The sequence below is a fragment of the uncultured Caulobacter sp. genome, assembly GCF_937900395.1.
Classification (GTDB): Bacteria; Pseudomonadota; Alphaproteobacteria; order Caulobacterales; family Caulobacteraceae; genus Caulobacter.
Genome location: NZ_CALCDX010000134.1, coordinates 1 through 10588 on the forward strand (window position 1 = coordinate 1; position 10588 = coordinate 10588).

10 protein-coding genes and 1 pseudogene are annotated in these 10588 nt (G+C 68.1%); 4 read left to right on the forward strand and 7 right to left on the reverse strand.

The genetic code is table 11. The annotated features are described in order from the left end of the window. The 6 genes and pseudogenes from Q0379_RS11160 to Q0379_RS11185 form a co-directional block, all read right to left on the reverse strand. A partial coding sequence (locus Q0379_RS11160) for a methyl-accepting chemotaxis protein (RefSeq protein WP_299008444.1) occupies positions 1-367 on the reverse strand: 367 nt, incomplete at its 3' end. Positions 368-763: 396 nt separating this feature from the next. After that, positions 764-1195, reverse strand: a pseudogene (locus tag Q0379_RS11165) (protoglobin domain-containing protein); the annotation flags it as partial. 247 nt (positions 1196-1442) lie between these two features. Continuing rightward, positions 1443-2591 (reverse strand): acyl-CoA dehydrogenase family protein, encoded by a 1149-nt coding sequence (locus Q0379_RS11170; RefSeq protein ID WP_299008413.1) that lies wholly within the window; start codon positions 2589-2591, stop codon positions 1443-1445. Between the two features lie 105 nt (positions 2592-2696). After that, a complete protein-coding gene (locus Q0379_RS11175; protein WP_299008415.1) occupies positions 2697-4127 on the reverse strand; it encodes an amino acid permease in 1431 nt (476 codons plus the stop codon). A gap of 66 nt (positions 4128-4193) precedes the next feature. Then, entirely contained in the window at positions 4194-5195 is a 1002-nt protein-coding gene (locus tag Q0379_RS11180) for a putative sulfate exporter family transporter (protein WP_299008418.1), read from the reverse strand. Next, a complete protein-coding gene (locus Q0379_RS11185) occupies positions 5192-5449 on the reverse strand; it encodes a DUF6356 family protein (RefSeq protein WP_299008421.1) in 258 nt (85 codons plus the stop codon). Before Q0379_RS11185 ends, Q0379_RS11180 begins: the two co-directional genes overlap by 4 nt. A 121-nt stretch (positions 5450-5570) precedes the next feature. Here Q0379_RS11185 and Q0379_RS11190 point away from each other — a divergent pair, with 121 nt between their 5' ends. After that, entirely contained in the window at positions 5571-6038 is a 468-nt protein-coding gene (locus tag Q0379_RS11190) for an Lrp/AsnC family transcriptional regulator (RefSeq protein ID WP_299008424.1), read from the forward strand. Positions 6039-6101: 63 nt separating this feature from the next. Then, positions 6102-7202, forward strand: coding sequence for a histidinol-phosphate transaminase (locus tag Q0379_RS11195; RefSeq protein WP_299008429.1), 1101 nt, complete (start codon positions 6102-6104; stop codon positions 7200-7202). Positions 7203-7206: 4 nt separating this feature from the next. On the opposite strand, the gene Q0379_RS11200 is transcribed toward Q0379_RS11195, so the two are convergent. Then, positions 7207-7836, reverse strand: a complete 630-nt coding sequence (locus Q0379_RS11200; protein WP_299008431.1) for a TetR/AcrR family transcriptional regulator — start codon at positions 7834-7836, stop codon at positions 7207-7209. Between the two features lie 274 nt (positions 7837-8110). Here Q0379_RS11200 and Q0379_RS11205 point away from each other — a divergent pair, with 274 nt between their 5' ends. Beyond that, positions 8111-8941, forward strand: coding sequence for a UDP-2,3-diacylglucosamine diphosphatase (locus Q0379_RS11205; RefSeq protein ID WP_299008434.1), 831 nt, complete (start codon positions 8111-8113; stop codon positions 8939-8941). Beyond that, entirely contained in the window at positions 8941-10032 is a 1092-nt protein-coding gene (locus tag Q0379_RS11210) for a glycosyltransferase family 1 protein (RefSeq protein WP_099537844.1), read from the forward strand. Before Q0379_RS11205 ends, Q0379_RS11210 begins: the two co-directional genes overlap by 1 nt. Positions 10033-10588: the final 556 nt, after the last annotated feature.

A 10588-nucleotide genomic window follows, 5' to 3' on the forward strand; every position in this document is an offset into this window, starting at 1 on the left:
GGCCCACCCCGGCCTCGACCTGCTTGGTCGAAGCGCCGATCAGGGCCTTGATCTCCTTGGCGGCCTCGGCCGACCGCTGGGCCAGGGCTCGTACTTCCTGCGCCACCACCGCAAAGCCCTTTCCGGCTTCACCGGCTCGCGCGGCCTCCACGCCGGCGTTCAAGGCCAGCAAATTGGTCTGGAAGGCGATCTCGTCGATCACCCCGATGATATTGCCGATCTCGCGCGAGCTAGTCTCGATCTCGCCCATGGCCGCGACGGCCTGGTCGACCACGATCCCCGACCGCTCGGCCTCGGACTTGGCGCCGGCGACCACCTCCTGCGCCTGATTGGCGCCCTCGGCGGCGCGGCGAACGGTCTGGGTGATCTCGTCGAGCGCGGCGGCGGTCTCTTCCAGGCTGGCGGCTTGCTGCTCAGTGCGGCGCGCCAGATCGTCGGCGGCGATGCTGATCTCCTCGGTGCCCGAGCGGATGCCGTCCGTCGCCGCGCTGACGCCGCCCATCGCCTGGTCCAGCAGAGTGACCGCGTGGTTGAAGTCGCCCTTCAGCTTCTCGAACTCGGGCTTCACATCGATAGCGAGCCGGGCCTGAAGGTCGCCCTGCGCCAACCGCTCCAGCGCTGCGCCCAAGGCGGCGACCAGTTGTTCTTGGCCGGCCTGACTCTCGCGGCGTTCCGCCTCCAGCCGCTGACGTTCCTTGTCGATGGTCTCCAGATAGATCGAGATGGCGAAGTCCATGTCCAGAAGCACGGCCTTCATCAGGGCGCTGAGCGCCTCGCCAGCCGCGGCCTCGCCGCCCTTGCTCATGAAGCCCTTGGGCCAGACCGACTCCAGGACCGAGCGGATCAGATAGTCGCTGACCACCGCGTAGCCGCCGATATACCAGCGCGGCTCGAGGCCGATGCGAGCGTGGGTCTCGCCGATGGCGCGGACAGCCCGGACGTAATCCTCGCTGAACTCCGCCTGGACGATTCCGTCCCAATGGCTTTGCTGGCGCGCGCTGGCGGCCGCCATATGCTGGTCGTCCTTGAAGAACTTTCGCGTCTCGGGCGTCGCCGCCACCTTCGCATAGAAGCTCGCCAAGGCCGGTCCGATCGCCTTGCCGACGACAGGTCGAAGATCGCGCAAGGCCGCGCGGGCCTTGTCATCGATCCCCATGAACGCCACTCGCTCGTTGATCGCGTAATCGTGGCTCATCGCCGCCTATCCACTTGCTCGGTGAAGCGGAAAGGCTCGCGGCCACGTGCTTAATAGCGCCTTAAATATACCCGCCAGGCGTGCGTCAGCTTGCCGCGCTCACCACACTCTCAAACCCAATGCGGGGAACCTAGCGCCGCGCCCGCCAAGGCACGCCTGGTAACGATTCCAGCGGCCTCTATGCGGCGAGACGACGCAGGCTTGGCGACGCGCGCCCCGCGACAAACCGCCGCGCGTCCGAAACGGCTCAGCCGCCCTGCTTGAGCGTCTCGCGCGCCACGATCAGCTGCTGGATCTGGGTGGTGCCCTCGTAGATCCGGAAGATCCGGACGTCGCGATAGAGACGTTCGATTCCATAGTCGGCGACATAGCCAGCGCCGCCAAAGATCTGCACCGCGCGATCGGCGACCCTGCCGACCATCTCCGAGGCGAACAGCTTGCTGGCCGCCGCCTCCAGCGTCACCCCGACGCCGGCGTCGCGCTTGCGAGCGGTCTCCAGCACCAGGGCGCGCGCGGCCAACGCCTCGGTCTTGCTGTCGGCGATCATCGCCTGGATCAGCTGGAAGTTGGCGATCGGCTGGCCGAACTGCTTGCGCTCGGAGGCGTAGGCCACGCAGTCGGCGATCAGCCGCTCGGCGACGCCGACGCAGACGGCGGCGATATGCAGGCGTCCGCGATCCAGCACCTGCATGGCGACCTTGAAGCCCTCGCCCTCCGCGCCGAGGCGGTTCTCGACCGGCACCCGGACGTTGTCGAAGGTGACGTCATGGATGTGGGCGCCCTGCTGGCCCATCTTCTTCTCGGGCTTGCTGACCGAGAGGCCCGGCAGGTCTCGCGGCACCAGGAAGGCCGACACCCCGCCGCCGCCCTTCACGTCGGGATTGGTGCGGGCCATCACCGTGAACAGCGAGGCCTTGCCGGCGTTGGTGATGTAGCGCTTGGCCCCGTTCAGGACATAGGCGTCGCCATCCAGCGTGGCGCGGGTCTGGACGGCGCCGCTATCGGAGCCGGCCTCGGGCTCGGTCAGAGCGAAGGACGTGATCACCTCACCGGACGCGACGCCCGGCAGCCAGCGGGCCTTCTGGGCGTCATCGCCAAACATGACGAGGCCTTGGCTGCCGATGCCGACATTGGTGCCGAACACCGAGCGGAAGGCCGGAGAGGCGCGGCCAAGCTCGATGGCCACCAGCGTCTCGTCCTCCATGCCCAGGCCCAGGCCGCCGTACTCCTCCGGGATCGAGAGACCAAAGAGGCCGAGGGCCTTCATCTCCTCCACGATATCGGCGGGAACGGCGTCGTCCTCGGCGACCTTGGCCTCGATCGGCCGCAACCGCTCGGCGACGAAGCGGGCGACCGTATCGATCAGCTGCTCGCGGGTCTCCAGGTCGAGGGCCATGCGCTTTCTCCCGTTGTCCGGCCCCTCGCTGGTCGCGAGGGGAGGCGTCAAACACTTGTTTTGACCGAGACTGTAGCGATGGCCCCCGAGAATGGAAGCCTTCCCCTACGCGCTCTTCGACGCCTTCTCCGCTTGGGCCAGCACGCTCTTGCGAACGCCATAGGCCAGGTAGATGACCGCGCCGATCAGGTGCGCGTAGAGGAAGTAGACCTGGGTCTTCACCGGCAGGCTGATGAACAGATAGAGACAGCCCAGGATGCCGGCGGGCGCCACGACCTGCCAGATCGGCGTCGAGAAGACGCGCGGACGATTGGGCTCGCGCAGGCGCAGCAGGATCACCGAGGCGCCGACGGCGATGAAGGCCCACAGGGTGCCGGCGTTGGCCAGCTCGGCGATGTCCTTCAGCGACAGCAGGCCCGACAGCACGGCCGACAGGGCGCCGGTCAGCAGCGTCATCAGCACCGGAGTGCCGGTCTTGGCGTTGACCCGCGACAGGGCGCGCGGCAGCAGGCCGTCACGGGCCATGACGAAGAAGATCCGGCTCTGGCCATACATGAAGGCCAGGATCACGGTCGGCAGAGCGATCACCGCCGCCAGGGCCACCAGCTGGGCGACCTTCGGATGGCTCAGGCTCTCCAGGATGAAGACCAGCGGCGCCTCGCTCTTGGAGAAAACCTCGGCGCGCGACGCGCCGATCGAGACGGCCGCGACGATCATGTAGATCGCCGTGCAAGCGGCCATCGAGCCGACAATGCCGATCGTCAGGTCGCGCTTGGGGTTCTTGGTCTCCTCGGCGGCGGTCGAGACCGCGTCAAAGCCGTAGAAGGCGAAGAAGATCAGGCTGGCCGCGGCCATGACGCCGATCTTCACCCCGTCGGGGCCGGGCGCGGCCGAGAAGCCGTTGGGCATGAATGGCGTGAAGTGGCTAGCGTCGAAGGCCGGCAGGCACAGGACCACGAAGACGATCAGGGCGACGATCTTCACGGCCACCAGGATCATGTTGACCACCGCGCTCTCCCGCGTGCCGATGGCGAGCAGCCCGGCCACCGCCATCGAGATGATCACCGCTGGCAGATTGATCAGCCCGCCCGCGTGCGGTCCGGCCAGCAGGGCGTCTGGGAAACCCATGAGCTTGAACAGGCCATGGGCGTGGGCCGACCAGCCAACGGCCACGGCCGCACAGACCAGGGTGTATTCGAGGATCAGGCTCCAGCCGACGAACCAGGCGACCGGCTCGCCCATGGCGGCGTAGCTGTAGGTGTAGGCGCTGCCGGCGGCCGGCATCAGGGTCGAGAGCTCGGCATAGCAAAGGGCGGCGCAAGCGCAGACGGCGCCGGCGATCAGGAACGACAGAATGACGCCCGGACCGGCCAGGCCCGCGCCGATGCCCGTCAGGGTGTAGATGCCGGTGCCGACGATGGCGCCGACGCCCAGGGCCACCAGGTGGGGCCAGCTCAAGGTCTTTTTCAGCTGATGACTGTCCGCGTGTCCCGCGGTGATGGTGTCGATGGCCTTTCGGCGCGTCCAGAAGCTCACTTGGGGTTCCTCCGACTCATGGACGCGACCATGGAGTCGGTTTCGTGCTCAGCCAAGCCTTGATCTTTAGAAGAATATTCTCGTCAGCGCGTAGGCCAGGACCGCGACCGCCACCGTGACCGTTCCCAGCATCACCGCCAGGCGCGGCTTGACCTGCAGCAAGGCCTTGGGGCCGAGCTTGGCTGAGATCGCTCCGACCCCGGCCAGCAGAAGGAAGCTGGAGCAGGCCGCCAGGGTCGGGACCAGGGCGGGCGGGATCAGGTTCAGGCCGCGCGCGACCGCCAGGGCCGCGAAGCCGATCACGAAGGCCGGCGGCGCCTGCAGGCCCGAAACGCGGCCGCCTTCGGGGCTGCGGGTCAAGGCCAGGCCGATCAGCACCACCGCCGGACCCAGCCAGACGATCCGCGCCAGCTTGGCCAGGGCCGCCGTGCTGGCGGTCTCCGGCGAGACCGACGCTCCGGCGCCGGCCACCTGGGCGACGTCGTGGATGGAGAGGCCGAAGAAGACGCCGGCCTGGTGCGCGGTCAGCCCGAGGGCGTGGGCCAGGGGCGGATAGGCCAGCATGGCGATCGTGGAGAGCAGGTTCACCCCGACGATGACGAGGGCGGTCGTCCGCTGATTAGCCGGACTGGCCGGCGCGGCCTGCGACGCGGCCAGGGCGGCCGAGGCGCCGCAGATCGAGCAGGCGGCGGCCGCGATCAGGGCTTCGGCGAAGGGCAGGCCCAGCGCCAGGCCCGCCGCCGCGCCGATGGCGAGGCCGCCGAGGACCACGACGCCGCTGGCCAGGATGGCGGGACCGCCCAGGGCGGCGAATTCAGCCCAGCTGATCTGCGCGCCCATCATGGCGACGCCCAGGCGCAGGCCGGGCTTGGCGAAGATGTCGAGACCGGCGCCGAGCTGGGCTTGCAGACCCAGGGCGCCGAGCATCATGCCCAGGACCACCGCGATCAGCGGCGCGGGGGCGTGCAGAGACTGAGACAATAGCTTGGCGAGGATGGCCAGGCCGAGGCCGGCCGCCAGCCCCGGCGCCAGCTTGCCGGCGCTGAGACGCAGGGCGGAGGTCGTCATCCGCGGACGGTCTCGCCCGGGATCGGCGCTGCGGCGAAATGGGCGTCGGCGCGCGCGCAGCGGCTGGAGAGGCGCTCGTTCAGCTGCCTCACCGTGCGGCTGCCCGTCCGCTCGAAGGCGAAGGGCAGAAGACCGTGGACGAGGCAGGCGAGACCGGCGCCGATCAGGGTGAAGCCGAAGCTCCACGCCATGCCCATGTGCTGACCATAGCTTTCGCCGACCGAACGGGGGTGACGGGTAAAGGACGCCAGCATCGAGACCTCGCGACTGCGGAGGCTCCCCAGGATGGCGAGGATTCGGAGAAAGGCATTACTGGATTGCGCACCAATCCGCGCGTAGAGAGAATTTTATTCTCGATCAGCGCGGAATGCAGAGATGATTGATCTCGATCATATCGATCGGCGGCTGCTGGCGATCCTGCAGGAGGACGCCACGGTCCCGATCGCCGATCTCGCCGAGCGCGTCGGCCTGACCCAGACGCCGTGCTGGAAACGGATCAAGCGCCTGCAGGAGGCGGGCGTGATCACGGCGCGTGTCGCCCTGCTGGATCGCGAGGCCCTGGACCTGCCCCTGACCGTCTTCGTGGCCGTGAAGACCGGCCGCCACGACGAGGAGTGGCTGAAGCTCTTCGCGGAAGGGGCGAAGGCCCTGCCCGAGGTGATCGAGTTCTACCGGATGAGCGGCGAGGTCGACTACCTGCTGAAGGTCGTCCTCAAGGACATCGCCGCCTATGACCGCTTCTACAAGCGCCTGATCGCCACCGCGCCGCTCAGCGACGTGTCGTCCAGCTTCGCGATGGAGCAGATCAAGTTCACCACCGCCCTCCCCGTCGCGCCGACCTGAAGCTTGTCTTGAGCCTGTCATCGACAGCGCTCTACTAGACGCGACTTTGGATGGAGACGGCTCATGGACGCGACGCGACGCGGACTTCTGATCGGTGGCGCGGCCCTGGCGCCTGGCTTGGCGCTGGCCGCCGAGACCTCGGTGGACCCGACCGCGCCGCCGGCGATCAAGGCGCACCTCGGCGTCACCGAGAACCCGTTCGGCCCCGCGCCCGCGGCCCGCAAGGCCGCCGCCAAGGCTCTCGCCGAAGCGCCCTACTACGGCTGGGAGCTCGAGCCGCCCCTCGTCAAGCTGATCGCCGAGCATGACGGCCTCAAGCCCGATCAGGTCGGCCTTTGCAACGGCTCGCTGGAGGCGCTGTCGCTGCTGTCGACGGCCTTCTCCAAGGCGGGACCGGTGGTCTCCCCGCAACCGAGCTACGCGACGCCCCTGCTCTACGCCCAGCGCCAGGGCGCCAGCCTGGAGTGGGTCCAGCTCGCCGCCGACCAGCAGATCGACCTCCCCGCCCTGGCCGAACGCGCCAAGGCCGTGAAGGCCGGCTGCGTCTATGTCTGCAATCCCAACAATCCGACCGGCCTGCTGCTGGACGCCGACGCCCTGCGCGCGTTCTGCGTCGAGGTTTCCAAGACCTGCCCGGTGATCGTCGACGAGGCCTATATCGAGATCAGCCCAGACCCCGTCCGCAACTCGATGATGGACCTGGTCCGCGCGGGCCACGACGTGATCGTCGCCCGCACCTTCTCCAAGGTCTACGGCATGGCTGGCCTGCGGGTCGGCTTCATCGCCGCGCGGGCCGATCGCGTCCGGACGCTGAAGAGCCTGATCCCGACGCACAAGGGCCGTCCCGGCCTCGCCGCGGCCGCCGCCTGCTATGGCGCCCCGGCCTATCTCGCGGGCGCCAAGGCCTATCTCGAGGGCTGCCGAAAGAAGATCTACGCGATCTGCGAGGCCAACAGCCTCAAATACCTGCCGTCCTACGGCACCTACGTCTTCGTCGACTGCGGCAAGCCGAACCTGGCGTTCCAGAAGACGCTGGCCTCGCTGGGCGTCGAGGTCCGGGTGTTCGACAGCCCGCGCCACCCGACCTGGATTCGCGTCGGCACGGCCAGCCCGGCCGAGCTCGACTATTTCGCCAGCGTTCTGCCCAAGGCGTTGAAGGGCTAGCCGCCTAGTCCGGCCAGAGGTCCTGAATGTCGCCCTTGCGGTTCAGCATGTGCGTGGCCCGCTTGATCACGGCCAACAGGCGATCCTTCCGGCCGTCCTTGTCGTAGGTCAGGGTCGTGCGCGCCAGGCCTTCCAGCATGAAGCGGGCCAGGTCGCGGCTGGCCTGGAAGCGCGGACCAGCGCCGGCGTGCAGGATCTTCAGGAAGTGATCGCCGGCCTGGGCCCGGTCGAACTCGGCCTGGGCGGGCGCCAGCAGCGCCTGGATGGCCGGGTCGGTGCGGCCGGCGGCCTCCAGCTCGGCGAAGGCCTGGAACGGCGTGCTGTGCAGCAGGTCCCAGTAGCTGTCGATCGCGTGCTCGGTGACGTCCGCCCCCGGCGGCAGGCTGTCGGCGGCGGCGCGGAACAGGGTCGAGCGCTCGGCCTGGATGTGGGCCACGGCGGCCTCGACCAAGGCCTCGCGGGTCGGGAAGTGGTACAGCATCGCCCCGCGCGTCAGGCCCGCCGCGTCGGCGATCGCCGGATTGGTCGCCGCATGGTAGCCGATCTCGGCGAACAGATGCATCGCGCAGTCCAGAATCCGCGCGCGGGTCTTCTGTGACTTGGGGGTATCCTTGGCGAGGCGGGCGGCGTCCATCGGCGTGATCTAGTGCGGGCGATGCTGCGCCGCAACAGGCTGGACAAGCCCATGCCCGCAAAGGCCTAGCTTGAGCGCCCAGATTTTTGACAAATGCGCCGAAACTGGTCAATCGGCGGGCTGACCCTGCGTAACCCGGCCCGGGTCGGATCGGCCAGACAAGCCTCCCCGCTTCATCAAAGCGACATGCAATCAGCTTAATCGCCTGCCGTTGGCCGCCGTCGCGCCGATCCGGGGACGGAGCGATCTTGCGGCGCCGAACGGGGGTACGACCATGAGCGCCGACGTCGCCGTCCGCCGCTATCGTTCCGTCTTCATCAGCGACCTGCACCTGGGCACGCGAGGGTGCCAGGCCGAGCTGCTGCTGGACTTCATCCGCCATATCGAGTGCGACAAGCTCTATCTGGTCGGCGACATCATCGACGGCTGGAAGCTGCGCAGCGGCTGGTTCTGGCCCCAGGCCCACAACGACGTGGTCCAGAAGATCCTTCGCATGGCCCGCAAGGGCACCGAGGTCATCTACGTGCCCGGCAACCATGACGACCGCGTCCGCGAGTTCTGCGGCGTCCACTTCGGCGGGGTCGTGGTGGCCCGCGACATCATCCACGAGGCGGCGGACGGCAAGCGCTATCTGGTTGTCCACGGCGACGAATTCGACGGCGTCGTCCAGCACGCCAAGTGGCTCGCCTTCCTCGGGGATTGGTCCTATAGAACCATCCTCATGCTGAACACCCTGGTGAATCGCGCCCGTCGCCGCCTGGGGTTCGGATACTGGAGTTTTTCGGCCTATCTGAAGGTCAAGGTGAAGAACGCTTTGCAGTTCATCGAGAACTTCGAGGCCGCTGTGGCCGACGAAGCTCGACGTCGGGGGGTGGACGGCGTGATCTGTGGTCACATCCACAAGGCCGAGATGCGCGACATCGACGGCGTCGCCTACGTCAACGACGGCGACTGGGTGGAAAGCTGCACGGCCGTGGCCGAGCACGCCGACGGCCGCCTCGAGATTCTCGAATGGGCCAAGCTGCGCTCCTGGTCGGTGATCGACCGCAGCCGCAAGCTGCCAAGCCCGACCGAAGAAGCCCTGCCGGAGCCCGCCGTCGCCTGATGCGGATACTGCTCGCTACCGATGCCTGGGAACCGCAAGTCAACGGCGTGGTTCGCACCCTGACCCGGGTGGTCGACGAACTGCGCGCCATGGGCCACATCGTCGACGTCGTCAGCCCTGACCAGTTCCCGACCTTCCCGCTGCCGACCTATCCGGAAATCAAGCTGGCCATCGGCGCCTACGAGCCGGTGCAGGAGCGCTTCAAGCTGTTCGAGCCCGAGGCGATCCACATCGCCACCGAAGGCCCGATTGGCCTGGCCGCCCGCCGCATCTGCCTGGAATGGAAGCTGCCGTTCACGACCAGCTACCACACCAAGTTCCCCGAATACGTCTCGGCCCGCCTGCCGCTGCCGCTGGCGGCCGGCTACACCTACATGCGCTGGTTCCACAAGCCGTCGGGCCGGCTGATGGTCGCGACGCCCACCATGCGCGACGAGCTGGCCAAGCACGGCTTCCGCAACCTCTCGCCCTGGTCGCGCGGCGTCGACACCGACATCTTCAAGCCGCGCCAGCCCGGCGATCCGGACATCTTCGAGGGCCTGGCCCGCCCGATCTTCCTCAATGTCGGCCGCGTGGCCGTCGAGAAGAACATCGAAGCGTTCGCCAGCCTGGACCTGCCGGGCACCAAGGTCGTCATCGGCGACGGTCCCCAGCGCGAGGAGCTGGCCGAGAAATATCCCGAGGTGAAGTTCCTGGGCGCCAAGTTCGGCGAGGAGCTGGGCCGCTATTTCGCGGGCGCCGACGTCTTCTGCTTCCCGTCCCTGACCGACACCTTCGGCCTGGTGATCCTGGAGGCCATGGCGGCCGGCGTGCCGGTGGCGGCGTTCTCGGCCCCGGGTCCGGTCGACATCATCCCCGGCTCCAATGCCGGCGTCCTGGCCCCCGGCCAGACCGACGGCCTGAAGGAAGCCTGCCTGGCCTGCCTCGAGCTCGACCGGACGGTGGTGCGCAAGTTCGCCGAGAAGTTCTCGTGGCGCGCCTGCGCCGAGGAGTTCTTCCGCAACCTGCAGCCCTATCCCGAGCCGGAGAAGACCCGCTTCTGGCGGCGGCTGCGGCGCCTGGCGCGCCTGCGCAAGAAGACGGCGGCTTAAGAGTCGGGACCTTCGCCCATCGTGAGACATGGCACTCCCTTCCCCTTGATGGCGAAGGGTTGGGGATGGGGTGATCGCTGAGCTGGCGGCGGCGCGCTGCAATGGACGTCGTATTCACCCCACCCCTACCCTTCGCCATCGAGGGGAGGGGACGTGTTTCATCAGCTTCACGCGATCGCTCGCTGAGGGGATGGAAGGGACGCGGAGCGCCCGGACGTTCGTCCGGAGTGTGAGTAGTGATTGCCGTTTCGACGAAGCCCGACGCTCCGCGTAGCCGTTATCCGGTGAGCCCTCGACGCGCGGGGTTTTAACCCGCTTCCGAAAGAGGCCCCCGACGGGCGGGCCGAGGCGACGAACCCCGGTCCCGGAACGCCCGGGCGATTTCAGCCCAGGCCTGCCGCGCTCGCCTATGCCTTCACCGCCAAGGCTTCGTCCTGTGTTTCAAGGAGCCTGCCGCTGGATCCGCCGCGAAGACGTCTTCCCCAAGCTAAGGAAGACCGACGAGCGCTTCCCGCTCGACCACCCCCGACAGCCGTCACGATCGCCGGCCGGACGT